Source organism: Roseburia sp. OM02-15 (genome assembly GCF_003481835.1).
Taxonomy (GTDB): Bacteria; Bacillota; Clostridia; order Lachnospirales; family Lachnospiraceae; genus Eubacterium_I; species Eubacterium_I ramulus_A.
Window position 1 is genome coordinate 809 of record NZ_QULX01000029.1, and the last position, 26,364, is coordinate 27,172.

22 protein-coding genes are annotated in these 26,364 nt (G+C 44.9%); 16 read left to right on the top strand and 6 right to left on the bottom strand.

The features are described from left to right. A partial coding sequence (locus tag DXB15_RS17800; protein WP_118703460.1) for a hypothetical protein occupies positions 1–194 on the bottom strand: 194 nt, incomplete at its 3' end. Here DXB15_RS17800 and DXB15_RS17465 point away from each other — a divergent pair. The 9 genes from DXB15_RS17465 (at position 113) to DXB15_RS15720 (ending at position 8,355) form a co-directional block, all read left to right on the top strand. Then, positions 113–616, top strand: coding sequence for an iron dependent repressor, metal binding and dimerization domain protein (locus DXB15_RS17465; protein ID WP_330427544.1), 504 nt, complete (start codon positions 113–115; stop codon positions 614–616). The two genes, DXB15_RS17800 and DXB15_RS17465, sit on opposite strands and share 82 nt — an antisense overlap. Beyond that, entirely contained in the window at positions 604–807 is a 204-nt protein-coding gene (locus DXB15_RS15685) for a hypothetical protein (protein WP_118703453.1), read from the top strand. Before DXB15_RS17465 ends, DXB15_RS15685 begins: the two co-directional genes overlap by 13 nt. Positions 808–925: 118 nt before the next feature. Beyond that, positions 926–2,476: an aminotransferase class I/II-fold pyridoxal phosphate-dependent enzyme gene (locus DXB15_RS15690; protein ID WP_243115675.1), complete on the top strand. Its 1,551-nt coding sequence runs from the start codon at positions 926–928 to the stop codon at positions 2,474–2,476. A gap of 188 nt (positions 2,477–2,664) precedes the next feature. Further along, positions 2,665–3,252: a guanylate kinase gene (locus tag DXB15_RS15695; RefSeq protein WP_109215007.1), complete on the top strand. Its 588-nt coding sequence runs from the start codon at positions 2,665–2,667 to the stop codon at positions 3,250–3,252. 134 nt (positions 3,253–3,386) lie between these two features. After that, positions 3,387–4,439, top strand: coding sequence for a DNA polymerase III subunit (locus tag DXB15_RS15700; RefSeq protein ID WP_109215006.1), 1,053 nt, complete (start codon positions 3,387–3,389; stop codon positions 4,437–4,439). Beyond that, positions 4,436–5,344 carry a PSP1 domain-containing protein gene (locus DXB15_RS15705; protein WP_109215005.1) on the top strand — a complete coding sequence of 303 codons (909 nt, stop codon included), beginning with the start codon at positions 4,436–4,438 and terminating at the stop codon, positions 5,342–5,344. Before DXB15_RS15700 ends, DXB15_RS15705 begins: the two co-directional genes overlap by 4 nt. Continuing rightward, a complete protein-coding gene (locus DXB15_RS15710; protein WP_118703454.1) occupies positions 5,337–6,071 on the top strand; it encodes a tRNA1(Val) (adenine(37)-N6)-methyltransferase in 735 nt (244 codons plus the stop codon). Before DXB15_RS15705 ends, DXB15_RS15710 begins: the two co-directional genes overlap by 8 nt. 57 nt (positions 6,072–6,128) lie before the next feature. Continuing rightward, positions 6,129–6,980 carry a 16S rRNA (cytidine(1402)-2'-O)-methyltransferase gene (rsmI, locus tag DXB15_RS15715; RefSeq protein ID WP_118703455.1) on the top strand — a complete coding sequence of 284 codons (852 nt, stop codon included), beginning with the start codon at positions 6,129–6,131 and terminating at the stop codon, positions 6,978–6,980. A 16-nt stretch (positions 6,981–6,996) separates the two neighbouring features. Continuing rightward, positions 6,997–8,355 carry an MATE family efflux transporter gene (locus DXB15_RS15720; RefSeq protein WP_109215002.1) on the top strand — a complete coding sequence of 453 codons (1,359 nt, stop codon included), beginning with the start codon at positions 6,997–6,999 and terminating at the stop codon, positions 8,353–8,355. 500 nt (positions 8,356–8,855) lie between these two features. Here DXB15_RS15720 and DXB15_RS15725 read toward each other — a convergent pair whose 3' ends face one another. Further along, positions 8,856–10,712: a DUF885 domain-containing protein gene (locus DXB15_RS15725; protein ID WP_118703456.1), complete on the bottom strand. Its 1,857-nt coding sequence runs from the start codon at positions 10,710–10,712 to the stop codon at positions 8,856–8,858. Between the two features lie 163 nt (positions 10,713–10,875). On the opposite strand from DXB15_RS15725, the gene DXB15_RS15730 reads away from it, so the two are divergent. Together DXB15_RS15730 and DXB15_RS15735 are read left to right on the top strand one after the other, a co-directional pair. Beyond that, on the top strand, positions 10,876–11,316 hold the full coding sequence (locus DXB15_RS15730) for a MarR family winged helix-turn-helix transcriptional regulator (protein WP_243115676.1): 441 nt from the start codon (positions 10,876–10,878) through the stop codon (positions 11,314–11,316). A 60-nt stretch (positions 11,317–11,376) separates the two neighbouring features. After that, entirely contained in the window at positions 11,377–12,054 is a 678-nt protein-coding gene (locus tag DXB15_RS15735) for a nucleoside recognition domain-containing protein (RefSeq protein WP_109214996.1), read from the top strand. Positions 12,055–12,332: 278 nt separating this feature from the next. Here the strand turns inward: DXB15_RS15735 and DXB15_RS15740 are convergent, their stop codons facing one another. Further along, positions 12,333–13,910, bottom strand: coding sequence for a helix-turn-helix domain-containing protein (locus DXB15_RS15740; protein WP_118703457.1), 1,578 nt, complete (start codon positions 13,908–13,910; stop codon positions 12,333–12,335). A 224-nt stretch (positions 13,911–14,134) separates the two neighbouring features. Between DXB15_RS15740 and DXB15_RS15745 the strand changes: the two genes are divergently transcribed. The 4 genes from DXB15_RS15745 (at position 14,135) to fdhD (ending at position 20,554) form a co-directional block, all read left to right on the top strand. Next, positions 14,135–14,965: a formate/nitrite transporter family protein gene (locus tag DXB15_RS15745; RefSeq protein ID WP_109214994.1), complete on the top strand. Its 831-nt coding sequence runs from the start codon at positions 14,135–14,137 to the stop codon at positions 14,963–14,965. A 146-nt stretch (positions 14,966–15,111) separates the two neighbouring features. Continuing rightward, on the top strand, positions 15,112–16,950 hold the full coding sequence (locus DXB15_RS15750) for an NAD(P)-binding protein (protein ID WP_109214993.1): 1,839 nt from the start codon (positions 15,112–15,114) through the stop codon (positions 16,948–16,950). Positions 16,951–16,991: 41 nt separating this feature from the next. Further along, entirely contained in the window at positions 16,992–19,700 is a 2,709-nt protein-coding gene (gene fdhF, locus DXB15_RS15755) for a formate dehydrogenase subunit alpha (protein WP_118703458.1), read from the top strand. Between the two features lie 80 nt (positions 19,701–19,780). Further along, a complete protein-coding gene (gene fdhD / locus DXB15_RS15760; protein WP_109214991.1) occupies positions 19,781–20,554 on the top strand; it encodes a formate dehydrogenase accessory sulfurtransferase FdhD in 774 nt (257 codons plus the stop codon). Positions 20,555–21,846: 1,292 nt separating this feature from the next. Here the strand turns inward: fdhD and DXB15_RS15770 are convergent. Together DXB15_RS15770 and DXB15_RS15775 are read right to left on the bottom strand one after the other, a co-directional pair. Continuing rightward, positions 21,847–22,368 carry a spore maturation protein gene (locus DXB15_RS15770; protein ID WP_118703459.1) on the bottom strand — a complete coding sequence of 174 codons (522 nt, stop codon included), beginning with the start codon at positions 22,366–22,368 and terminating at the stop codon, positions 21,847–21,849. A 121-nt stretch (positions 22,369–22,489) separates the two neighbouring features. Beyond that, positions 22,490–23,551 (bottom strand): NAD(P)H-dependent flavin oxidoreductase, encoded by a 1,062-nt coding sequence (locus DXB15_RS15775; protein WP_330427545.1) that lies wholly within the window; start codon positions 23,549–23,551, stop codon positions 22,490–22,492. Between the two features lie 543 nt (positions 23,552–24,094). On the opposite strand from DXB15_RS15775, the gene DXB15_RS15780 reads away from it, so the two are divergent. Further along, positions 24,095–25,474, top strand: a complete 1,380-nt coding sequence (locus tag DXB15_RS15780) for an MATE family efflux transporter (RefSeq protein ID WP_118703464.1) — start codon at positions 24,095–24,097, stop codon at positions 25,472–25,474. Positions 25,475–25,798: 324 nt separating this feature from the next. On the opposite strand, the gene DXB15_RS16995 is transcribed toward DXB15_RS15780, so the two are convergent. Further along, positions 25,799–26,364: hypothetical protein (locus DXB15_RS16995; protein ID WP_158582285.1), on the bottom strand; the 566-nt coding region annotated here is incomplete at its 5' end.

Here is a 26,364-nt window from a genome sequence, read left to right on the forward strand (position 1 = left end):
TAGAAGATATAAAAGCCTTCTACACCTGCCTCGTCATTAAACAGATCATCTTCATTTAAAAAATAGTCTAGGTCCAGAAGTTCATCTTCGCTCATGTTGCGAATGTCCATAGATGTTAGTCCTTCTGGAGGATTATTTATATATTTTTTGTGTAATTGGGCTTGGAGATTTTTTTCTGGAAAACCTGCAGGGATTAACTACTCTGAAAATCTATCAGGCAGACCCGCAGAAAGCGGAGGACGATGCCTGCCGTATGGAACATATCGTCAGTGATGATTCGATCATGTGCTTAAACTCTTTTTTGCGCAATGACGAAAGGTATCAGCGTGCAATCACCGGATATAATCTGCATAGCCGTTATGCGGTGGGAACGTATCCCGGAATTATGGGAATTTACCAGATATCGGAGGAAACCTGTCCGAGACGACTGGCAGAGGAATTTTATGATTACAAGCGCGACATTCTGTTAAATGTGGAACTTGGAAAATCACATTTTGTGTTACAGAAAAAAGAAGAAAATGAGGCAGTCAGAAAGTTTTGCCGGAGCTTGAAAAAGGAAAACGGTCAATTGACATCATCAGTTGTCTGGAGCAGGGGCGTTATTTGTCTTCCTTAAAATATGAAAATGATGGAATGCTGCGAAAAGCAGAAGTGAAGGATGGAAAAGTGCGGATTCCGCTGGAAGCATGCGCGTTTTATCAGAATGTGCGTGGCAAGATCCGCGGAAGCATACCGGTGACACTGGCGTGCAGCGTCGGTCAGGTACACATGCCGGAGAGTACGGCGTTATTAAAATTCTGGCTATAAAATTTACAGTATTGAGTCCCTGTATTTTTTTATGCTATAATCAAATATTATATTATACAAAAGAGCATGGAAAACATGGATGCCATTTTTATTAAAAGATACAGGTAAAAGGTGACTTATGACGGAGAAAAATCAGAATGCAGAATCAGATCAGCCAAGTGTTGGTACGATAGAAAACGAAAAATATCTGAATCAGCCAAGTGGTGGAATGATAGAAAATGAAAAATATCTGGATCGGGCATTGCTGGAATATTGTAATTCGGATGCGTATCCGTTTCATATGCCGGGGCACAAGCGCCAGACGATGGGAAACTGGAATTGTGAAGCGATTGACATTACAGAGATCACCGGGTTTGACAACCTGCATCACGCGGAAGGAATTTTGCTGGAAGCACAGCAGCGGGCAGCGCAGACCTTTGGAGCGGATGAAAGTTTTTTCCTGGTCAACGGAAGTACCGCGGGATTGCTTGCGGCAGTTTGTGGAACGGTAAAAAAAGGCGGACGGCTTTTGATGGCGCGAAATTGTCACAAAGCGGTGTACCATGCGGTATATTTGATGGAATTGCAGACAGAATATCTGTATCCAGAGCAGACGGAGTTTGGTATTCAGGGCAGCATTGCTCCGGAGCAGGTGCAGCGGATGCTGGAGCAGTATCCGGATACGCAGGCGATTTTGCTGACATCTCCGACCTATGACGGTGTGGTGTCCGACATTGCGGCGATCGCGGAGATCGTACATGCACATCAGATTCCGTTGATCGTGGATGAGGCACACGGCGCGCATTTTGGTTTTTCAGAAAGATTTCCGAAAAAGGCGATTTCTTATGGTGCGGATCTGTGTATTGAAAGTGTGCACAAGACGTTACCGGCATACACACAGACGGCATTGCTGCATTATCGGAAAAATCCGTGGGTGGATCTGGAACGGGTAAAACGTTATCTTGGCATTTATCAGTCCAGTTCTCCGTCTTATGTTTTGATGGCGGGAATTGACCGCTGTACCCGCATTTTACGCGAACAGGGAACCACACTTTTTGCGGCATTTGAGCAGCAGTTGCATGATTTTTACCAATCCTGTGAAAACTTACAGTATATAAGCGTTTTTCCGGAAAACGGGAACGATGACGGTATCTGGGATAGAGACAGTTCCAAAATTCTGATCTGTGCAGAGGCGGTTGGTCTGCATGGACAGGATCTGGCAGATCTGCTGACACAAAAATATCATCTGGAGCTGGAAATGGCGTCAGGACATTATGCCACGGCACTGACTTCCATTATGGATACCAAGGAAGGTTTTGACCGGTTGTTTGCAGCATTGGAGGAAATTGATCAGAGCTTTCATGATGGCTCTGACGATTTGGAAAAAGAAAACGGACAGCAGATTTTTACCACGGATGCGATTTATCGTCCGGCGAAGAAGGTAATGAAGATTTCAGAGGCGATGGATGCCCCAAAGGAAAAAGTAAAACTTCTGGAATCTGCCGGAAGCGTGTCCGGGGAATTTGTGTATCTGTATCCGCCGGGGATCCCGATTCTTGCACCGGGAGAACTGGTGACACCGGAAATTCTGGATGCTCTGGCAACCTGTCAGAAGCGAAATATGGAAGTGCAGGGAATGAAGGATTTCAGCGGCATCTGGTTAGAAATATGCCAGGATAATGTATCGTGATCTTGAGAGAAATATGTTAGTTTATGTAGAACAAAATCATACATCAAGTTTTGCATATGTTTGATTTTTTGCTGCGATTTTTTCAATGTGGGTTTTACAGATAGAAAAACTTGTTGTAAAATGAAAACTACAAATGCGTGAAAAATAATAGATGACATGGATGGAAATAGAGAGCAGGAGAGAAACATATGGGAAAGATTTATTGTCTGATGGGCAAAAGTGCATCTGGAAAAGATACCATTTATAACCGCCTTCTGGCAATGGAGGAATTGCAGCTGCGACGTGTGGTTCCTTATACCACCCGCCCGATTCGTTCCGGTGAAACAGAGGGAGAATCTTATTTTTTCTGTTCTGAGGAGCGTGTTGCGGAGTTTGAACGCGAGGGCAAGATTATTGAGTTGCGGGCATACGATACCATGTATGGCGTGTGGAAATATTTTACCGCGGATGATGGACAGATTGTTCTGGCAGAAAGTGACTATCTGATGATCGGAACATTGGAAGCCTATGAACAGATTCGTGCATATTTTGGCGCGGAGCATGTGTGTCCAATCTATGTGGAAGTGGATGATGGTGTCCGCCTGCAGCGGGCATTGGAGCGGGAACGGTCACAGGAGCAGCCAAAATATGCGGAAATGTGTCGCAGATTTCTGGCAGACGAGCAGGATTTTTCAGAGGAAAATCTGAAAAAAGCAGAGATAACAAAGCATTTCCTGAATAAAGATCTGGATCAGGTCACACAGGAGATCGCTTCTTATATAGATAATAAATATTAGATATGAAATAAACGCATGTAGAATTGTGGGAAGATAACGTTTTTTTTATTTGCCAGGCAGCAGGAATACCGGAGCATTCTTGAATTTTTACATGCGAAAGCAAATTTTTAGCAGTGAGGAGCAGAAGTGACAAAATGGCAGGATTTCATGAGATTGTCGGACATGAACAGTTGATCGCACATTTACAGAGTGCCATTGTGATGGATAAAGTATCCCATGCATATATTATCAATGGTCCGAAAGACAGTGGAAAAATGATGCTGGCAGAGGCATTTGCCATGGCGCTACAGTGTGAGACTTCTATTAAAAACAGGGAAGGTCTGGCAGGACAGCCGCGGGAAGCACTGCATCCGGAAACCATTGCGGAGCCCTGTATGGAATGTCATTCCTGCAAGCAGTCGTTAAATAAGAATCAGCCGGATATTATTTATCTGAGCCATGAAAAGCCAAACACGATCTCCGTTGCGGATATCCGTGAGCAGATCAACCATGATATTGAGATCAAACCTTACAGCAGTAAGTATAAAGTATACATTGTAGATGAAGCAGAAAAAATGAATCAGCAGGCGCAGAATGCATTGCTGAAAACCATTGAGGAGCCGCCGGCTTATGCAGTGATCCTGCTTCTGACCACGAACGCGGATGCATTTTTACCAACGATTCGGTCGCGGTGCGTGATGCTGGATGTAAAGCCGGTGAATGATGAGAAGATTCGGGAGTTTCTGATGAAACAGCGTCAAATCCCGGATTACAAGGCGGAAGTCTGTGCGGCGTTTGCCAGAGGAAATGTGGGACGTGCCATGAACCTTGCGTCTTCCGAGCGTTTTAACGAATTAAAAGATTTTACAACCCAGCTTTTACGCAGACTGGGTGATATTCCGAAGTATGATTTATTACAGGAGATCAAACCACTGAACGATTTCAAAGATGACATCAGAGAATTTTTCGATTTAGTTTTGTTTTGGTATCGTGATGTGTTATTATATAAAGCAGCAGCGACGGAGGAGCAGTTGATTTTCCGTGAGGAGGCGTATGAAATCAGACGCCAGTCGGAAAAATGTTCTTATGCGGGACTGCAGCATATTTTAGATGCAATCGACACAGCAGACAGACGGATCCGGGCAAATGTAAATTTTGATCTGACCATGGAAATGCTGGCATTGACAATTAAGGAGAATATTAGATGATAAAAGTAACTGGAGTAAGATTCCGTCAGGCGGGCAAAGTGTATTATTTTGATCCGAAAAACCTGAAACTGGAGCGCGGCAGCCACGTCATTGTGGAGACTGCCCGTGGTATCGAGTACGGTACCGTAATTGTCCCACCAAAGGACATTACAGATGATGAAGTGGTTCAGCCGTTGAAAGCAGTCATTCGTGTGGCGACACCGGAAGATGACCGTATCGAAGAGAAGAACCATGAGAAAGAAAAAGATGCATACAAGATCTGTCTGGAAAAGATTGAAAAACACGGTCTTGCCATGAAACTGGTGCAGGCAGAGTATACTTTTGACAACAACAAACTGCTGTTTTACTTTACCGCAGACGGACGTATCGATTTCCGTGAGCTGGTAAAAGATCTGGCTAGTGTATTCCGTACCAGAATCGAGCTGCGTCAGATCGGTGTCCGTGATGAGACCAAAATCCTTGGCGGTATCGGTATTTGTGGACGTCCGCTGTGCTGTCACACATTCCTGACAGAGTTCGCGCCGGTGTCGATCAAGATGGCGAAAGAGCAAAATCTGTCCCTGAATCCGACCAAGATTTCCGGTGTGTGTGGACGATTGATGTGTTGTCTGAAAAACGAAGAAGAAACTTACGAATACTTAAACAGCCGTCTGCCGAATGTGGGTGACCGCGTGACAACCCTGGACGGTCTGAAAGGTGAGGTACAGAGTGTCAGCGTACTGCGCCAGCTGGTGAAAGTCGTTGTGGATGTAGGCGATGAGAAAGAAATCCGCGAATATCCGGTAAAACAGCTGAAATTCCGTTCCAAACGCCGCAGAGATCATGGCGAGCGTCTGAGCAAAGAGGAAATGCGCAAACTTGCTGAGTTAGAGGACAAGGGAGGACATTCCAAGTTAAATGAGTAATTTATTGCCGGGAGAACGAATCGACGAATTACAGCGAAACGGTTACCGCATTATCCAGAATCCGGAAAAATTCTGTTTCGGTATGGATGCGGTGCTGCTGTCCGGCTTTGCCCGGGCAAAAAAACACGAAAACTGTCTGGATCTGGGTTGCGGAAACGGAATTATCCCGATTCTGATGGAAGCCAAGACCGATGGAAAATATTTTACCGGTCTGGAGATTCAGCCGGAGAGTGCGGACATGGCGCGGCGTAGTGTGGCGCTGAATGATCTGCAGGATCGGATCGACATCGTAGAAGGTGATATTAAGGATGCTTCAAAGATTTTTGGAGCATCTTCTTTTCATGTCGTGACGACAAATCCACCGTATATGACCGCGCAGCACGGACTGACGAATCTGCATGAGGCAAAAACCATTGCACGCCATGAGGTATTGTGCAATTTGGAAGATATTATCCGGGAGAGCGCGCGCCTTTTGGTGCCGGGTGGACGTTTTTATATGGTACACCGCCCATTCCGTCTGGCAGAGATCATTTCTCTGATGGTGCAGTATCGGATCGAGCCGAAACGGATGCGTCTGGTATATCCTTATGTGGACCGGGAGCCAAATATGGTGCTGATTGAGGGACTGCGGGGTGGAAAAAGCCGCATGACCGTGGAAAAGCCACTGATCGTGTACAAAGAGCCGGGAAAATATACGGATGAGATTTACGATGTATATGGATATTAAAGCCATTGATTGTGTGAATAAAAAACGTTGTATTAGATTGTGAGGTGAAATAAGGTTATGGCAGGAAAATTATACTTATGTGCGACACCGATTGGAAATTTGGAAGACATTACGCTCCGTGTACTGCGTACATTAAAAGAAGTTGATCTGATCGCGGCGGAAGACACCCGAAATTCCATTCATTTGCTGAATCATTTTGATATAAAAACACCGCTGACCAGCTACCACGAGTACAACAAAGTGGATAAAGCCTATCAGTTGGTGGAAAAAATGCAGCAGGGAACGAATATTGCGCTGATCACCGATGCGGGTACACCGGGCATTTCCGATCCGGGTGAAGATCTGGTGCGCATCTGCTACGAGCAGGGCATTGAAGTGACTTCCCTTCCGGGGGCAGCAGCCTGCATTACCGCATTGACGCTGTCCGGTTTGCCGACACGCCGCTTTTCCTTCGAGGCATTTTTGCCAAAGGAGAAAAAAGAGCGTGCAGCCGTATTGGAAGAATTGAAAAATGATACAAGAACGCTGATTGTGTATGAGGCGCCGCATCATCTGCTTGGCACGTTAAAAGAACTGCAGAATGCGTTGGGTGACCGCAGACTGACGGTCTGCCGCGAGCTGACGAAGAAATTTGAGACAGCATTTCAGACTACATTTTCCGAAGCGATCAGTTACTATGAGGAGCAGGGCGTCCGCGGAGAGTGCGTGTTAGTTATTGAGGGCAGAAGCCGGGAAGAACTGGTGCAGGAGCAGCAGCAATCCTGGGAGGCAATTTCTGTGGAAGAACATATGGAGCGCTACTTAAGCACTGGTATGGATCGAAAAAGCGCCATGAAGCAGGTGGCAAAAGACAGGGGCGTCGGAAAACGTGAAATTTATCAGATGCTTTTAAACACAGAAAACGAGTAATCGGAAGGGAGACGTTATGACAAAAGATTTAACCGTTGGAAGTCCAATGAAGTTAATTTGGCAGTTTTCCATACCGCTGGTACTGGGAAACTTGTTTCAGCAGATGTATAACATGGTAGATACCGTGATCGTAGGTCGTTATCTGGGACTGAGTGCCCTGACCAGTGTAAGTTCTACTACATCCATCACCTTTCTGATCATTGGTTTTTGTCTTGGAACCTGTACGGGACTTGCAGTACCCGTGGCGCAGAAATTTGGTGCAAAAAATTACAGCGAAATGCGTAAATTTGTGATGAATGCGGCATATCTGGCAATTTTTCTTGCTGTGATCATGACGATCGTAACCTGTGCGCTGTGCGGTTCAATCCTGACCTGGATGAAGACACCAGATCAGTTTTATCAGGGGGCATATGATTACCTGTTTGTCATTTTCCTGGGAATCCCGTTTACGTTTTTATATAACGTAGTGGCGGGTATTATCCGGTCGCTGGGAGATTCCAAGACGCCGTTTTATTTTCTGGTATTGTCTGCGGTGATGAATATTTTTCTGGATATGCTTTTTATCATTGTATTCAAACTAGGAACCGCCGGAGCCGGATGGGCAACGATTTTGTCACAGGCAATATCTGGTATTCTCTGTTTTATCTACATGAAGAAAAAATATGATGTCCTGAAAACAAATGTTCAGGAGCGCAAACTGGATATGCATTACATAAAGACATTGTTTACTATGGCAGTACCGATGGGATTACAGTTTTCCATTACAGCCATCGGAAGCATCATGCTTCAGAGTGCGGTAAATACACTTGGCGCAGTATATGTATCTTCTTTTGCGGCGGCAGCAAAAGTAAAACAGCTGGCAATGTGTCCGTATGACGGATTCGCGACAGCAAGTGCGACCTTCGGAAGTCAGAATCTTGGTGCCGGAAACTTAAAACGAATCCGGGAAGGACTGAAATCCGGAATTATAATTTCGGTTCTGTACAGTATCGGAATCGGAATCGTGCTGATTTTTGCAGGTTCCAAGATAGCGTTGCTGTTCGTATCCGGCAGTGAGACAGAAGTACTTGGTTATGTACAGCAGTTGTTAACATGTGCAGGATTTTTCTATTTCTTCCTGGCATTCTTGAACTGTACACGACTGACCATTCAGGGACTTGGATACAGTGCGATTGCGATGTGTGCGGGCTTGAGTGAGCTGCTGGCAAGAGGTTTGATGTCTGTATTTGTGATTCCGAGATTCGGATACACGGCAGTGTGCTTTACGGATCAGACGGCATGGATTGCGGCAACATGTGTGGTAATGCCGGTATTCTTTGCGATTATGAAACGTTTGGAAAAACGGCAGGCGGAAGCCGCCGGTAATGTGGTATAACGGAACTTTAGTGAAGCGGAATCAGGGTATTTTGTCCTGGAGGCTAACAATCGCCTTCCAGGACAAAATGTCCTGATTCCTTTTTCTATACAGTGTTGCTTAGTCGTTTTTCAATGTGGGAATTATTACAAAAATAGTTGAACAGAACTTTTTGTATTTAGAAAAAACGGTAGAAGAAATAAACGGAATAGTCACGGTGGAATAAAAAAGCAACGATAAAGTAGTCGTATTTTCCTTTCGGCATAATAATAGATACGTTAAGCCAATGTGTAAATGGAGAAATCTCAGGATTTTTTCTCAGCGAGCGATTGTTAGCCGCGGAGACAAAATCCTGAGATTTCTCCTTAGATATCCCCTTTATATATCAGATGGGAGCCAATCCCCCATCTGATATAGCCTCCGGCAGGATTACAGAGGTGCGCAGTTGAAGTATGTCATGCAATTGCATGACGCGCACCTCACAACAAGAATGCCGGAGCATTCTTGAAATCTATATAAACCTATTGATCCCCGAGTACGTACTCCCGCAACACCCCAAATGGAGCTGGACCGATGTCGAGCACCTTTTTATAAAAGTCAGAATCCGTATAAGTATCCGGATTCTGCTTTTTCATATCTGCCTGCAGATCATGAAATTCCAGATATCCGATATAATATTTCAGATAATTGGCAGGTTCTCCCACGATCAACTCAAAAATATCCCGAATGGTTTCTTCATCCGTGAATCCATAAGTCCCGAAAAACGTTGCCGTATCGTCCAACGTCCACCCCTCATAATGAATTCCCATATCCGCAGTCGCATACAGACTCAAAATCGCCGCCTGATTTGCTGCACAGAGACTGGCAGCATCTTCAGACAATCCGGCATAGGTGTAAGAATGCAATTCCACAAACGTTGCCCACCCTTCGGTGTAACCCGGATAGCCAAGCAGCGAGCGGATCGGTAGATCACAAATGGAGTGAAAATACACATTCTGGAACAAATGTCCCGGAAATCCTTCGTGTGCCAGCGTTGTAAAAAGTCGAAGCCCTTCATATCCGTTTTTCTGATTAATGTAAATTGAATTTTCGGTCAGATGATCCAGTGGGGAGGTCAGATAAAACGCCGGAGAGAGATAATCTTCCATGGCGGCATCCACATATTTGACCGTCACATTGCATTCCGGTACTTCTGGAAATTCTGCCGAAATTGCCTGCCGCAGAGTCGTAAGCATTTCTTCCGGAGACTGGGGTGCAACGGCGCAGTTTTCCAATTCCGTTGTCAGGTCAGGGTTTTGCTCCAACAGTTGTGATATGAGAAGGAGGTCTTCTTTGCGTTGATCTGTGGTACGTTTTTCAAGGGAAGCGACACTGTCACTGCTTCCGGTGGCACAGCGCACCAGATATTCATAATATTCGCGTCCTTCCGGAAAATGGCAGAGTCCGGCTTCGTTGATGGTGCTATCCTCCAATTCGCTTAACGTGTCTGCCAGTTGTGTAAATGCCGGAAAGACCTGCTTTTTTAAAATAGAAAGATTCTGCTTCTGATAAGACCGCCGTTCATTTTTGGAAATGCCGGAGAGGGCAGAGATTTTCTGGTTAAACGTTGTAACCAGGTAATGCTCCTCCGGATTGGAAACAAAATCCCGGCACTGATCGATGATAGTCTGCGCCGTGTAAGAGGGCATAAAACGATCGGCAGCAGCTTTTTCCCGTTCATAGTCGCAGATCTGGGCAAAATAGCGGGGCAGGTCGGTCAGCAGTTCCAAATAATCAGAAACATCCTGTTTGCTCTGGAAGGTGTATTCTGCCAGCAGGATCGGAATCTGGGATTGCAGACCGGTGGTGGGTGTTAGTGGTTCGTCATAATATTTAAAATTTCCGCCGGCTACGGTGAGATTCATACTGTCTGTCAGGATTTCCAGTGTCTGACGGTTGAGCGTTGTCAGATTTTGGGCATCAAATTGATGCAGAGCAGAGAGAACGTTTTCCGCGGAGGCAGCAGCAAGTGCCGGAGAGGCAGCGCTGTAATTTCCGAGAGAAGTCTGATATTCCGTGATCTGATAAGCCTGCGGATTTTCCAAGGTATAATGAAGATTTAGCAGACTTGCAGAGGCTTCCTGGCGGAACAGTTCAGCAATATAGTTTTCAAAATCTGTATTTACGTCGTTTGAGGTGGATTGTCCGGCAGCAGAATTGGAATTTTGTTCGCCGGCCTGGATGGCCGTGGGGGATTCGTGAAAAAACTGTGCGATCCAGGTATCGGAGTCGGCGCATTGGCAGACTGCGGCACAGAAAATCCCAAATCCAATGAGGAACAGTGCAAGAAACAGGGAAAACCGAATTTTATGGAAAAAATGAGAATGACAGTGGCGCATAAGGAAGTACCGGTTCGAATCATAATTACTAATAATATATGAACAGAAGCAATTGGATATAACAGAATCGATGGATAGAACTTGCGAAGTGCAGGGACATTGTGTATAATCAATTTGTCAATCTATCAAAAATTTTGATACACAAAGTATCAGGAGGAGCGCATTGGAAGGATACGATACACTGCATGACCTGTTGGTCAAATTATTTAATGAAATCATGAATATTGAAGAAAAAGCGATCATTACGGAGGAGTTCAAAGACATTTCCAACAATGATATGCACATTATAGAAGCAATCGGACTGGATGAGCCGCGCAGCATGTCATCTGTGGCAAAGGATCTGTCTGTCACTGTGGGAACGTTGACGATTGCGATCAATAACCTTGTAAAAAAGGCATATGTAAAGCGTGTGCGAAGTGAGAAAGATCGCCGTGTGGTACTGATCTCACTGACGGAAAAAGGGGTGAAAGCATATCATCATCATGCAAATTTCCATGATGAGATGATCAAAGCGACATTGAACGGTCTGAATGAGGAACAGACAAAGGTGCTGGTAAAGGCGCTGACGAACTTAAGTGCATTTTTCCGTACCTATGGAAAATAAAGAATATTAATATGTAGTTCAGCATATGTTGTTAGAAACTCCAAAGGGAGCTGACGGCGTATGCTGAATTTTTTGTGGCTTTTTATGATCCTGGCGGGAATCGTTTATGCGGCTTTTACCGGAAATCTGCAGGCAGTGACGGACGCAGCACTGGATTCCGCACAGCAGGCAGTGGCAATTTGTATCACGATGGCAGGTGTTCTGGCATTTTGGGTGGGACTGATGCAGATTGCGGAGAATGCCGGCATGATGCGCCGGGCAGCGGAGCGGATTTATCCGTTGCTGCATTTCCTGTTTCCAAGAGTGCCAAAGGATCATCCGGCATGCAAGTCCATTGCAGCGAACTGTATAGCAAATTTTTTCGGTCTGGGATGGGCAGCGACACCTGCCGGTCTGCAGGCAATGGAAGATCTGGATGAGCTGGAAAAAGAAAGGACTCTAATGCAGGCGGTCGGTCAGTCTGCTCAGAGCCGGTATGATTTTGGTTCAGACCGGATTTTGCGGGAACAGAGAAAAAAGGAAAAAGCAGCTTCCACAGAAATGTGTACGTTTCTGGTGCTGAATATTTCTTCTCTTCAACTGATCCCAGTAACGGTCATTGCCTATCGAAGTCAGTATGGTTCGCCGGATCCGGCAGGGATTACCGGAGCAGCGATCGTTGCTACGACAATTTCCTCAATGGCAGGGATTTTGTTCACAAAAATTATGTCTGTAATAGATGAAAAGCGTGGCTATTAAATCCTGTTTGAATTATGGGGCTATTTTCATCTCAGTCTGAGTTGAGACTCCCACTTCTGCAAGTGGTGAGTAGTAACAAGTATTTCTCAGTGGGAGTTCAATCTCCGACTGAGATAAATGCTCCGCGAGGATGTGCAGTGATTCTGAAAAGAAGATGTCAGCTTGCGCTGACCAGAATCACGCACCAAGTCTCACGTGCGTTCGACTTGAAAAGCGATCAGTAATAGCAGTTTTCTGCCTATACGCTATATGACTTTTGTTACTTTTTAAAAAATGTACTAGCGGTTCGGATCATTCAGATAGGAAAGCATGAAGGCGATACGTGACTGGTAGTCTTCACATTCATTCTGCATGATGGAGACCGCTTTTTTTACCTTGTTCAATACCGTATTTCGATGCTGGAAAATAGCAGTGGACGTCTGGTTGACGTTGCGACCATTTTTCAAAAACTGCATAAAAATGTAACACAGGTCGCCGTTGTGGGTTTCATCGTATTGGCGCAGCACTTCGTAGCATGGTGAAGCTGCCATTTTATCCACACCGGCTTTTTTTAATTCCTGTAAAATATACAGCATATAGACATCGGAAAAATAATGGAAAGTCGGGGCTCCGCCCTCTGTCTTGGAAGTTCCGATCGCCAATGCTTCCCGCGCCTGTGCAGCAGCGGTTGGCAGATCCATCAGTGAGAAAAAGGTGTTGCTGATGCCACATTCAAAGTATCGGTTCCGGAAATTTTTCTGGAAAATCGTTTGTTCCTCCGGAGTCAGGAATGTGGCAAAACTCTCATTTTCACTGTTATTTTTTAAAATATATAACGTGTTCTGGTACACGAACGGTTTCAGCTGTGGAATGGAAGTGCGCAGATTCCAGCTGACAAAGGAAAATGGCAGTTCCTGTTCGTCCGGATAATGGATGACCGCCAGCATAAAACGCCCGTTCATCGGTAGATCCGGAATATAACTGAGCTGGTCGGCATATTGCTGCTGCGGAGCGTCCGGATGCTCCAAAATGTCGTTAAATACCGATTCGTAAATATCTGAAGAAGACCGGTTGGAAAAACGTTTCTGCTGAAAGAATAACTGCAGGTTTTCCGCCACAATGTTCATCAGGTACAGGTAATTCGTACGCGGATGCACGGCACAGTGAAAGATCAGGGCATAGCCAACGGTGTGCCCGTTTGTCTTGAAACGGTACATCATACTGTAATAACAGTCATGTGTGGTCAGACTGTACCAGCTGATCAGTGGATTTTCTGCCTGTTCTGAGGTGGAGATCAGTCCGTCCTGACGCAGCCGCTCCATGATCTGCGGTGTCACATAACCGGCGGACAGAATGGATTCCATGATGGGATCACTGACATTCGGATCACGCAGATAACCAAGGATCGAGTAATTGCGATCCAGAACGACCATAGGATGAACCAGAAAATCTTTGGACAGGTTCAACAGATCCTGCAGGGATTTCTGCTGGATCAGCATCAGATGAAAGTTCTTATCCCAGATATCAAAATCGTGAAAAATCTTCAGGATACGGTTGAACACCAGCGGAAAAGATTCATCTGTGTAGAGTAACACCATGGACAGATTTGGATGGAAATCACTGGTATGAAGTTTTTCATCTTGGCAGATGCACAAAAATACACATCTGGAAGGAAACTGATCCTCTGGCGTTCTGCTTAATGCATTTAAGAGTACCTGGTCGGAAACCAGATAGAGCTCATCCCCGAATTCGGCATTAAGCTGCTCCTGGTCAAAAAGCTGCACGTTGTCGAAGTTCCCGGTGAGATCTATATTCTGTGATTCATAAATGCTGTTTGCAGAAAGCTGATATAAAAGTACGTTCAATGGTATCAGCATGGTAAATCTCCTTTGTACAAATTATCTGCTCCCATTATTTTGTGATGACATGATTTTATCAACTCAGACTGAGATGACTTATTTGCACCTATTATACCACGATGTACAAATGTGTGAATAGCATAATTTTAAAGTGCATTTTTGTGTTTTTTGACATACAAAGCATAAAAGGATTGTATTAAAATAGATACAAATGTACGAGGAGTATGAATGGAGGTATAATAATGAACTTTTTTACACCGGCCGAAGTGGCCAAAAATTACATTGCAACTGGAAAAAGTAAGGTTAACACACCAATTCCAAAAATGATCATTCTTGCGATCCTGGCAGGAGCCTTTATCGGATTCGGCGGCGTGGGGGCCACCACCGTTGCAGTATCCATTACAGAACCGTCACTTGGAAAATTTATCGGTGCCTGTGTATTCCCGGGTGGTCTGACTATGGTGCTGATCGCGGGAAGTGAACTTTTCACCGGAAACTGTCTGTTGACAATCCCGCTTCTGGAAAAAGAAATCACTGTGGGCGGTATGTTAAAAAACTGGGTAGTTGTTTACATCGGCAACCTGATCGGTGGTCTGCTGGTAGGCGCAGGCGTTGCATTCAGTCACCAGCCGTCTCTGTTTAACAATGGAATGGCAGTATCCGTATTATCTACTGCAGCAAGCAAATGTTCCATGCCGTTTAGCGATGCATTTATCAAAGGTATTCTTTGTAATTTCTTAGTCTGTATCGCAGTATGGATTTCCTTTGCGGCAAAAGAAGTAGTCAGCAAGATCGTTGGTCTGTTTTTCCCGATCATGATGTTCGTGCTGTGTGGATTTGAACATAGTATTGCAAATATGTACTATATCAGTTCCGGTCTTTTCGCAAAAACAAATGCGACTTATGTACAGGCAGCAACAGACGCAGGAGTAGATCTGACAAATCTGACCTGGGGCAACTTCTTCAGCAAAAATCTGCTTCCGGTTACACTTGGAAACATTGTGGGTGGAGCAATTTGCGTTGGATGTGCGTACTGGTTTATCTACCTGCGCAAAGCAAAAAAAGCTGCATAAAGAGAAAATAGTTTCAGTAATGTATGAGATGCACAAATGAAACATCGAAAAAGTGCTTTTGGCATACACCGGAAGCGCTTTTTTGCCGTTATAATAGTATCATTACAGTATTCTGACAGGATACTGGTTAGGAGGGATATAAAAAAATGAGTAAGATTTATCTTGCCGGAAAGCACAGCCAGGATGTTACCATCGGGCATATGTTGGAGAAATTTTCCAGAAAAGTAGATGTTTACCCGCCTGGAACATGTCCACTGACGGTACAGTTATCACTGCTGCATGCTTCCATGAATCAGACTTGTGGAAAGTGCGTACCATGTCGTGACGGACTGCCACAGCTTGCAGACCTGTTAAGTAAAATTTTGAATGGTGTCGGCACAATGGAAATGGTGGATGAGATGAGAGAGATCGCCATCATGATCCGCGATACGGCAGACTGTGCCATCGGTTATCAGTCAGCTATTGAGGTACTGGAAGGACTTGAAACTTTTGCAGATGAGTATGAGAGCCATGTAAAAAAATGGGAATGTCCTGCCAATGTAGGTCAGAAGATCCCATGCGTGACACTCTGTCCTGCACATGTTGATATTCCGGGTTACATTGCACACGTTCATGAGGGTAATTACGCAGATGCGATCAACCTGATCCGTCGTGATAACCCGCTGCCAACTGCATGTGCCATGATCTGTGAGCATCCATGTGAGGAGCGCTGCCGCCGAAACCTGATCGATGATTCCGTCAATATCCGTGGTATTAAAAAATACGCGGTAGACCAGATTGCAGCAGATCAGGTAGCAGTTCCGAAGACAAACGTATCTACAGGCAAAAAAGTAGCAATCATCGGTGGAGGTCCTGCCGGAATGACAGCTGCATACTTCCTGTCTCTGATGGGACATAAAGTAACTGTTTATGAAGCAAAAGAACACCTGGGCGGTATGTTAATGTACGGAATCCCGAACTATCGATTTCCGAAAGACCGTATGGATGAGGATATGAATGCAATCCTTTCCACAGGAAATATTGAAGTAAAATATAATACAAATGTAGGCGTAGATATTCCAATTGAGGAAGTAAGAAACAGCCACGATGCAATGTTTGTTGCCATCGGTGCACAGAAAGGTAAAAAACTCCGTCTGGACGGCATTGATGCAAACAACGTATTCTCCGCAGTAGAAATGCTGGATGGCATCGGACATGGTATACGCCCGGATTATACAGGCAAGACCGTTGCTGTTATCGGCGGCGGAAACGTTGCTATGGATGCTGCACGAAGCGCGCTTCGCTGTGGTGCAAAAGACGTCCGAATCGTATACAGAAGACGTCAGGAAGACATGACAGCGCTGGATACAGAGATTGAATCCGCTGTTATGGAAGGTATTGAGCTGATGCTCCTTCAGGCTCCAAAGAGCATTGAGAAGGACGAAAACGGCGATTGCTGTGCACTCTGGGTACAGCCACAGATGATCGGTGCATACCGCGGCGGCAGACCGTCACCGGTAGACTCCGCATCCAAAGATCCGTTGCGTGTTCCATGTGATGTGGTACTGATCGCAGTTGGTCAGGATATCGTCAGCGAGCCGTTTGAAGAGTTTGGTATGCCGGCAGAGTGGCATGTATTCAAAGCTGGTCTGGATACTGCTGTAGAGGGTATGCCGGGCGTATTTGTCGGTGGTGACTGTGCAACTGGTCCGTCCACAGCAATCAAAGCGATTGCAGCCGGAAAAGTAGCAGCACATAATATCGATGAATATCTTGGTTACCACCATACCTTAAACTGTGGTGTAGAAGCACCGGAAGCAAGAGAGAATAACCGTGTTCCGACCGGTCGTGTCAACATTGGCGAGCGTCCGGCTTATGAGAGAAAACATGATTTTGAGCATGTAGAGTGCCCGATGACTCACGAAGAAGCAATGCAGGAGTCCGGCAGATGCTTAAGATGTGATGTATTCGGGTGCGGTAAACTTCAGGATGCGATCGACCGCTAAATATTGAAAATAACAGAGTTTATATATGGAGGTAATAACAGATGCGTTTAACCATAGATGGAAGAAACGTGGAAGCAGCAGAGGGCATGTCAATCCTTCAGGCAGCAAAAACTGTCGGTATTGAAATCCCTACACTCTGCTACTTAGAGGGTATCAGTGACATCGGATCCTGCCGCCTGTGTGTAGTAGAAGTAGAAGGAGTGAACGAACTTGCCACAGCCTGCAACACAAAAGCAAAAGAAGGCATGGTTGTGCAGACAGCCAGCGAGCGTGTAATCGAAGCAAGAAAGACAGTTTTAAAACTGTTACTTTCCAATCACAATATTGATTGCTTCAACTGTGAGAAAAATGGTGACTGCGAACTTCAGAAATATTGTAATATATATGGAATTGATACAACACCGTATTTCGGTTCCAGAGGACTGTTAGAATGTGAGATCCCGAAAAAGGATGCACATCCGTTCCTGTCCTATGATCAGTCAAAATGTATCTACTGTCAGCGCTGCGTACAGACATGTAGAGTTGCAACCGGAAGAAGAGCGATCAAACTGCGCAGAACCGGTAAATTTACGATTATCGATGCACCGTTTGGTGATGACTGGGAAGAGACACGCTGTGAGTCCTGTGGTAACTGTGCACAGGCTTGTCCGACAGGCGCTCTGACCATCAAGAGAAGAAAAAATTATCGTCCGTGGGAAGTAAAACGTGTGCGTACCACATGTCCACACTGTGCAACCGGATGTCAGTATGATCTGATCGTAAAAGATAACAAGATCGTAGATGTAGAGGGCGCAGACGGTCCGTCCAACCACAAGATGGTCTGTGTTAAAGGACGTAGTGGTTCCTTTGATTTCGTAGATCATCCGGACAGAGTACGTCATCCGCTGATCAAAAATAAAGAGACCGGTGAATTTGAGCAGGCTACCTGGGATGAGGCACTGGATTATGTAGCAAAGAAATTTACAGAGTTAAGAGATACTTACGGTGGAGACTGCCTGGCAGGATTTGCCTGTGCACGTTCCGCAAACGAAGATATCTATATGCTCCAGAAAATGGTAAGAACTGCGTTCCATACCAATAACACAGATAACTGTGCCCGTGTCTGCCATGCACCGACCGTAGCCGGACTGGCAACTACACTTGGTTCCGGAGCTATGACAAATACGATTGCGGATATTACACAGGATTCAGATCTGATCATGTTGGTTGGTTCTAACCCGGAACATGCACATCCGGTACTTGGTATGCAGATCCGTCGTGCCGTACATAAAGGTACAAAACTGATTGTTGTAGATCCGCGTGATATCGATCTGGCACACGCAGCCGATGTACATCTGAAACTGACACCGGGTACAAACGTAGCGTTTGCAAACGGTATGATGAATATCATCCTTTCCGAAGGTCTTGAGGATCGCAAATTTATCGAGGAGCGTACTGAGAACTTCGAGGAAATGAAGAAAGTTGTTGATAAATATCCGGCAGAGAAAGTTGCAGAGATCTGTCATGTCGATGTAGACAAACTGATCGAGGCAGCCAGAATGTATGCAACTGCAAAAAATGCAGCCATCATTTACTGTCTGGGTGTTACCGAGCATCATACAGGTACAGAGGGCGTTATGTCTCTGTCTAACCTGGCAATGATCACAGGAAACTTTGGCCGTCCTGGTTGTGGTGTTAACCCAATCCGTGGTCAGAATAACGTACAGGGTGCCTGCGATATGGGTGCTTCTCCGGATCAGTTCCCGGGTTATCAGAAACTGAGCGCACCGGGTGTTCTGGAAAAATTTGAAAAAGCATGGGGCACAAAATTGAACCCGAAAGAGGGAACAAAGGCAACCGAGTGCTTCGGAAAGATGCTGACCAAGGAGATCCGTGGTCTGTTCATCTTCGGTGAGGATCCGGTTCGTACCGATCCGGATACGGCACATGTTATGAAAGCATTAAAGAACCTGGATTTCCTTGTTATGGATGAGTTATTCCTGACAGAAACTGCAAAAATGGCAGATGTTGTCCTTCCGGGACGTTCCTACGCAGAGAAAGAGGGAACCTTCTCCAATACAGAGCGTCGTGTACAGCGTATCCGTAAAGCGGTTGAGATCGAAGGCGAGACAAAAGAAGATATCTGGATCTTTACAGAAATCATGAACCGTATGGGATATCCGCAGCCGCATCTGACCTCTGCACAGGTTATGGATGAGGTAGCTTCCGTAACTCCTTCCTTCGCAGGTATCAGTCATGAGCGTCTGGACAGCGAAGAAGTAGCAGGAAACGGTCTGCAGTGGCCATGTACATCCAAGGATCATCCGGGTACACCGATCATGCATGTTGGCAAGTTCTCCAGAGGACTTGGTTACTGCAATCCGATCGAGTATATTCCGTCCATGGAGCTTCCGGATGAGGAATATACTTTCAAGATGATGACAGGTCGTGTATTATATCACTATAATGCATGTGCAATGACTGACAAGACAGAAGGACTGAACCAGATTTCCGGACATTCCTTCATCGAGATCAATACAGAAGATGCTGAGCGTATCGGTTTCAAAGACGGTGACAGAGTAAGAGTATCTTCCCGTCGTGGAAGTATCGAGACAACAGCAAACGTATCCGGAAAGACCAATCCGGGCGAGTGCTGGATGCCGTTCCACTTCCTGGATGGCGGTGCAAACTGGTTAACATCAGATGCACTGGATTCTATTTCCAGTACACCGGAGTACAAAGTTTGTGCAGTTAAGATCGAGCGCGCATAACAGACAGCATTTTTCGTAATGATTGTTTCGGAAGAATTGTGAAAGCTGAATAGGTGAGTATTAAATTAAGGAAGGATCTTATGGCAGAACATATCAGAGATGAATATTTTGTAACCCGTGATGTAGTCACTTACAATGGAAGTGCACTAGTATCCGACAAAAAAAATCTGGTAGTAGAAGTAAGTTATCAGTTATATGTGAATGGCAGGGGAGCAGGTGAAATGATCTGTTCCCCATGGGATAAAAAGGAGGCATTCCTTGGTTATCTGTACCTGCGCGGTTATATTTCCAGTGCAGGAGATGTTCGGGCAATCGACGTGGATGAGGAACATGGAATGGTAAATATTACGATCCGTGAGTATCTCACCGATGAGACCGATATGGAAAACCTTTTGCTGGAAGATGAAGTGCTGCTGAATGAACAGGGCATTGTGCCAAAACGGGATGATGTGAGACTTTCCGTTCGTGAAGTGCTTGCTTTTTCCAGGGGATTAGAAGAACGCTCTGCACTGTTTCATCGAACCGGTGGCGTACATTGTGCGGCGTTCGTACATCATGGAGTATTTCTGTCTTATAAGGAAGACGTTAGCCACCATGTGGCCGTAGATAAAGTCGTTGGTGACTGTCTGCTTCGAAAGATTCCGATGAAAGATGGAATTTTAATCTTCTCTGGTCGTGTTCCGGTGGAAATCCTGCAAAAAGTAGGAGCCATGGGTTGTTCCATTCTGATCGCAAAGTCGGCACCGACGAATTATTCCTGTCGTCTGGCACAGCAGCTTGGGATTACGCTGATCGGTTTTGCCAGGGATAAGACATTTAATGTGTATTCACATCCGGAACGGATTTATGAATAAATTCTTGTTTGTCGTTGTAAAGGGCAAAATGAAATGAACTACAAAAAGAACATGAAAAATTTTCTGTGTCTGTTGCGTCGCTTATTTCCGACCGCTCCCGCGAACTCACCCGCAAAACCGGCGGGCTCAAACACACTCCCGCGGTCGGGCTAGACGCAACATCCACAACGAAAATTTTCCAACTATTCTTTTTTGTAGTTCATTTCATTTATGCCCTGTTTACACGACGGCACCGCGTGCCACGTGCACATATAACTAGTAACAAATTTAACGCTGTGCTGTGCACGCTGATTCACTTTATGAACGCAGAATAAGCATTCCCCCGCTTCAAGTGCGTAGAGCACTAAGCGGTGGGTAAGGGGATGCTTATGTCAGTGGGAGTTAAAAGCTCCCACTGACAGGTCGCAAAGCGACTGCGTTCATGAGCAAGTAGCGAAAGCGGATTGCGAATGTCCGCTTTACCACAGAATAAGCATTTCCCTGCTTCTAGTGCGTAGAACAACTAAGTGTTGGTAAATGGAAATGCTTATGTCCACTTTACTATAAAAAAGCACTATGTATTGTAGCGGCGAAGCCGCAATATGTTCTTAGATTCTAAGCCAGAGGGAAACGCAAGCCACCGCGAAGCGGCTTGCCCTTGATCAATCAAAAAAAGAACTGCTACACTGTTGTCATCGACGGAGAAAATCTACATGTTCTTGAGTTCTTCGCCGTCGGTAATGAACCTATAGCAGTTCTTTTTTTGTATTGTCAAGGGTGGCGTATACAGCCAATTTAAGGAAATGTGCAGTAATTCTGAGAAAAATATGTCAGCTTACGCTGACCAGGATCAGACACCATGTCTCACATACCTTGACTTAAATACTAATCAATCTGTTAATCTGCGCATGCAACATAACAAATTATTTTACCATTGTCTTATATGCATGCGTGGCACGCGGTGCCGTCGTGTAAATGGAACAAAATAAAAAATAACTCCAAAAGAGGATAATTGTAAAATTTTCGTTGCGACCGCTGCATCTAGCCCGTCCGCGAGAGCGTGTCTGAACCCGCCGGTTTTGCGGGTGAGTTCGTGAATTTGATCAGAACTTGCTTTGGCAAGTTCTGGTGCGAGATTCGGGTCTGCATAGCAGACATATTTCAAATCCGAATCTCTGCACATTCATGCGAAGCTATTCTAAGTGGAGGTGAAACCTCCGCTTAGGAAATAAGCGATGCAGTGGTCGCAGAAAATTTTTCATATCTTCTTTTGGAGTTAGTTTTTATTTGTTCCCTAAACGACAAACAAGAATTTATGATGCCAGTATTGTACTGGCTGTGATTCCGGCTATGGTTGCCACCAATGCGCCTGCCAGAGTCCAGCGTGTTTTTTTGACTTTGACGGTCATAAAATAAATACTCATCGTATAAAAAATAGTTTCACTGCTGCTCATCATTACCGAGGCGATTCGCCCAATTCTGGAATCCGTTCCAAATTGTTCATACACATCCAGCAGCAATCCGGTGGCAGCAGAGGAGGAAAACATCCGAACGACTGCCAGCGGAACGAGTTGTGAAGGAAATCCGATATGTTCCATCCAGTTCCCTGATAATCTTGTCAATGCATCTAATAGTCCGGAAGCCCTCAGAATTCCCACCGCTACCATTAAACCGGCAAGGGTAGGTAAAATATCAACTGCTGTCATCAATCCTTTTTTTGCCCCTTTTACAAAGTCTGCATATGCATTGCGTCGGTTTAGAAAACCGGACATAAGAATTACGACAATAAAAAGTGGAATGATCAGATCTGACAAAAATAGCAATATTGCCTGCATAAGAAAAGCTCCCTTCTATCAGTAAAAAATCAGCATATGCTGTTTCTTTCCCCACAGGGATTTCTAACAACATATGCTGATTTATCCACATTTATAACATGTTACCATCTTTTGCCTGTGATTATACGGTCAGTTCCTGCATGAGTTTCGGCACAGTAGTGATTTTTGTGATTTCACCCACGCGGGAACCGCAAAAGATCAGTCCGTTATCCAGATCACCGACCACTGCATTGATCAGAGCCTGTGTGATGCAGTAAGGTGCGGTCGCCGGATTACAGGCTTTCAGGCAGTTAAAGCAGTGGGAGATTTTATCCGGTGCAGCAAGCATTCGTTCAATAAAGGCATTTTTGATGGCACGTCCCGGCATTCCTACCGGACTTTTGATAATAATGACATCCTCGTCAGAGGCATTTACATAAGCCTGTTTGTATGCGTCACTGGCATCACATTCTTCCGTGGCAACAAACCGGGTGGCTGCCTGGATGCCATCGGCACCAAGCTCCATGACATGTGCGGCATCTTTGGCGGTAAACATACCACCGGCTACGAATACCGGGATCGTGGTCTGATATTTTTCTTCGTAGGTCTGTTTCAATGCAATGATATTTTGAATTTCTGTATCATAATCCAGAGAAGGAATATCCTCTAACTGTTCTTTGGAAAAACCGAGATGTCCACCTGCCAGTGGTCCTTCGATCACCAGAAAATCAGCGGTGCGATGATATTTTTTGTCCCAGAATTTCAAAATGACATTGGCAGATTTTGTGCTGGATACGATAGGAGCCAAAGCTACGTTATAACCTTCGGCAAATTTTGGCAGTTCCGTCGGCAGACCTGCACCGGAAATAATCGCGTCCACACCGGCAGCACAGGCGGTTTTGACATAGGTTTCGTACAATTGAGTGACTGCCATGATGTTGACGGCGACCATGCCGTTTCCACCGGCGATTTCTTTCGCCTTTTTAATCTGTTCTGGAAGCACCCTTAAATTCGTTTCTTCCGGATTTTTTGCAAAATCCGGATCATCGTAGCCAATCTGTGCGGTGGAAAGGACACCCATACCGCCTTCTTTTGCAACAGCTCCTGCCAGACGACAGCGGCTGACACCGATGCCCATGCCTCCCTGAATGATCGGAAGCTTCAAAAACTTATCTTTTAAATGTAATGATTTCATTAATTTCATATTAGATTTCTCACTTTCCATATGTAGTTTTATTAAAAAATCGATATGTGCTGAGTAAAGCGGACATTCGCAATCCGCTTTCGCTACTTGCTCATGAACGCAGTCGCTTTGCGACCTGTCAGTGGGAGCTTTTAACTCCCACTGACATAAGCATCCTCCTTACCCCCCGCTTAGTGCTCTATGCACTTGAAGCGGGGGAAGGCTTATTCTGCGTTCAATTTTTTGAGGGCGATTTTCCAATGTTATATAATTTGAATATTAAAATGTTTGAAAATCAAAATAATATTACACCACAAAAATAAGCAAGTCAATATAAAAAGTGTGAAAAACGAGTATAAGTAGTATTTGATACCACGTATGTATATGCTTGCTATTTTCTGCAAAATGGTATACGATATCATACAGATTTATAGGAAATAAAAATATGTCACAGAAATTTAGGGATAACGATTTTACTACAGGCAGGGAAAGAAAAAATCTACCGCTGTATGATCGTGGAAAAATGGAAGGCAAATGTATGAAAAAGAGAGGGTGTTTGAAAATATGGAGCGGGATAAGACGTTTCTGGGAACAGAACCGATTGGAAAATTATTGCTAAAACTGGCGGTTCCGACGGTTATCGCACAGCTGGTAAATATGTTGTACAACATCATAGACCGTGTGTACATCGGGCATATTCCGGGGGAGGGCAGCATGGCATTGACGGGCGTTGGTGTCTGTATGCCGCTGATTCTGATCATTGCGGCATTTGCGGCACTGGTTGGCTCCGGCGGTTCCCCACGGGCATCTATTTATATGGGAAAAGGTGATCACGATACTGCGGAAAAAATTCTGACCGGATGTCTGAGCCTTCAGATCATTGTTTCCATTATTTTGACCGTAATTTTGCTTATCTGGAATAAAGACTTATTGTTGATGTTTGGCGCCAGTGAAAATACGATCACTTATGCGACAGCATATATGAATATTTACGCGATCGGCACGATTTTTGTACAGATCACACTTGGCATGAATACGTTTATTACCGCGCAGGGAAAGGCAACAACTGGAATGATGACCGTTCTGATCGGAGCCGTTGCCAATATTATTCTGGACCCGATTTTTATCTTCGGCATGCACATGGGCGTACGCGGTGCTGCCCTTGCAACGGTTATTTCACAGGGGCTTTCCTGCATCTGGGTGCTGACATTTTTATCCGGAAAAAAGACGCTGCTTCGGATTAAGAAAGCGAACATTCTTCCGGGATTACGCTTGGTTCCGCCTTGCGTGGCATTGGGAGCATCCATGTTTGTAATGCAGGCAAGTGAGAGCGTGATCTCCGTCTGCTTTAATTCGTCGTTGTTAAAATATGGTGGCGATATTGCGGTAGGAGCTATGACGATTCTGACCAGTGTTATGCAGTTTGCCATGCTTCCGCTGCAGGGAATCGCGCAGGGAGCGCAGCCGATCACCAGTTACAATTATGGAGCGAAAAATGCAACGCGCGTAAAGCAGAGTTACAAGATTCTGCTTAGCGTTTGCGTGATCTATTCCGTTATTCTGTGGGCGATCATTATGGCTTTTCCACAGGTATTTGCGAAACTGTTTACCACAGATGCGGAGCTGATCGCTTTTACGGCAAAGGCACTTCGAATCTATTGCCGCGTGTTATTTGTGTTTGGAATCCAGATTGCCTGCCAGATGACATTTGTGTCCATTGGAAATGCGCCTTGTTCTATTATTGTGGCAATTTTGCGGAAATTTATATTGCTGATTCCACTGATCTATATATTGCCACATTTTATGGAAAACAAGACCAATGCGGTATATATGGCAGAACCGGTAGCGGATGTCATTGCGGTAAGCTGTACGTTACTTCTGTTTTTGGTGCAGTTTAGAAAATCATTACGAAAACTGAACTTGGAAGAGACAAAAAAACGATAGTTTTATGAATGTACCCCAATTGATTTTGTCTTTCTGGCTAACAATCGCTCATCAAGAAAAAATAAATTGGGGGTACAATTTACATTTTGATGTTATAGTTTCTTTGTGTAAATCAGCGTGCACAGTATAACATTGCTTTTATCGTAAGTGTAGATGTGCACGTGGCACGCAGTGCCGGGTGGCGCAAAAATTTACTAATTTCACTGTGTAAATAAAGAACTCCTGTATTTTTTCTCAAGGAGCGATTGCTAGCGACTGAGACAAAATACAGGAGTTCTTATTAAAAACTAACGTGATAAATTTTTAAGCCACCCAAAACAAGACTTACTTTCGTTTCCGCAAAAACATCCAGATTGCAATCACGATCACAATAATAATCAGAAAAATATCCCAGAACCGCTGTGTCAGATTCAGATGAAGTGCTTCCACCATACCGATGAAAATAACGAAAGCGCCCAGAATCAATTGCAGCATAGACCGCTGCGACAGACCGGCTTCGTTACTGCCACGGGACTGCACCAATCCGAAGATGCCGTATACAAGACAGATCGCGCCGAGAACCGGCAGGATATAAATCGTGTCTATGGTATCCGTAAAAATAATAAAAAAGATGACAACGACGCCGATCAAAGTGATATAAGTTCCCCAGTTAAATGGTTTTTTCTTCATAAATTTCAACCTTTCTAATGTGTTTCTATCCGATTCTGTAAGTACGCAAAATCGTTTGCACTCATTATAACATAACAATCCCATAACAGAAAAATAATAGAAAAAGTCTGCATTTGCATGAGATACCGGTAAAGAAAAACGCTGCTCCCTTAGAAGCAGCGCCAGACTGTAGACAAAGCCCTGCTTTTGCAGGGTTTTGCTATTGTTGGAACCGCTTTTCT

Coding starts and splice junctions, on each gene's coding strand:
- DXB15_RS17465 (WP_330427544.1), top strand. CDS start 113: ATGTTAGTCCTTCTGGAGGATTATTTATATATTTTTTGTGTAATTGGG.
- DXB15_RS15690 (WP_243115675.1), top strand. CDS start 926: ATGACGGAGAAAAATCAGAATGCAGAATCAGATCAGCCAAGTGTTGGT.
- DXB15_RS15695 (WP_109215007.1), top strand. CDS start 2,665: ATGGGAAAGATTTATTGTCTGATGGGCAAAAGTGCATCTGGAAAAGAT.
- DXB15_RS15700 (WP_109215006.1), top strand. CDS start 3,387: ATGGCAGGATTTCATGAGATTGTCGGACATGAACAGTTGATCGCACAT.
- DXB15_RS15705 (WP_109215005.1), top strand. CDS start 4,436: ATGATAAAAGTAACTGGAGTAAGATTCCGTCAGGCGGGCAAAGTGTAT.
- DXB15_RS15710 (WP_118703454.1), top strand. CDS start 5,337: ATGAGTAATTTATTGCCGGGAGAACGAATCGACGAATTACAGCGAAAC.
- rsmI (WP_118703455.1), top strand. CDS start 6,129: ATGGCAGGAAAATTATACTTATGTGCGACACCGATTGGAAATTTGGAA.
- DXB15_RS15720 (WP_109215002.1), top strand. CDS start 6,997: ATGACAAAAGATTTAACCGTTGGAAGTCCAATGAAGTTAATTTGGCAG.
- DXB15_RS15725 (WP_118703456.1), bottom strand. CDS start 10,712: ATGCGCCACTGTCATTCTCATTTTTTCCATAAAATTCGGTTTTCCCTG.
- DXB15_RS15735 (WP_109214996.1), top strand. CDS start 11,377: ATGCTGAATTTTTTGTGGCTTTTTATGATCCTGGCGGGAATCGTTTAT.
- DXB15_RS15740 (WP_118703457.1), bottom strand. CDS start 13,910: ATGCTGATACCATTGAACGTACTTTTATATCAGCTTTCTGCAAACAGC.
- DXB15_RS15745 (WP_109214994.1), top strand. CDS start 14,135: ATGAACTTTTTTACACCGGCCGAAGTGGCCAAAAATTACATTGCAACT.
- DXB15_RS15750 (WP_109214993.1), top strand. CDS start 15,112: ATGAGTAAGATTTATCTTGCCGGAAAGCACAGCCAGGATGTTACCATC.
- fdhF (WP_118703458.1), top strand. CDS start 16,992: ATGCGTTTAACCATAGATGGAAGAAACGTGGAAGCAGCAGAGGGCATG.
- fdhD (WP_109214991.1), top strand. CDS start 19,781: ATGGCAGAACATATCAGAGATGAATATTTTGTAACCCGTGATGTAGTC.
- DXB15_RS15770 (WP_118703459.1), bottom strand. CDS start 22,368: ATGCAGGCAATATTGCTATTTTTGTCAGATCTGATCATTCCACTTTTT.
- DXB15_RS15775 (WP_330427545.1), bottom strand. CDS start 23,551: ATGAAATTAATGAAATCATTACATTTAAAAGATAAGTTTTTGAAGCTT.
- DXB15_RS15780 (WP_118703464.1), top strand. CDS start 24,095: ATGGAGCGGGATAAGACGTTTCTGGGAACAGAACCGATTGGAAAATTA.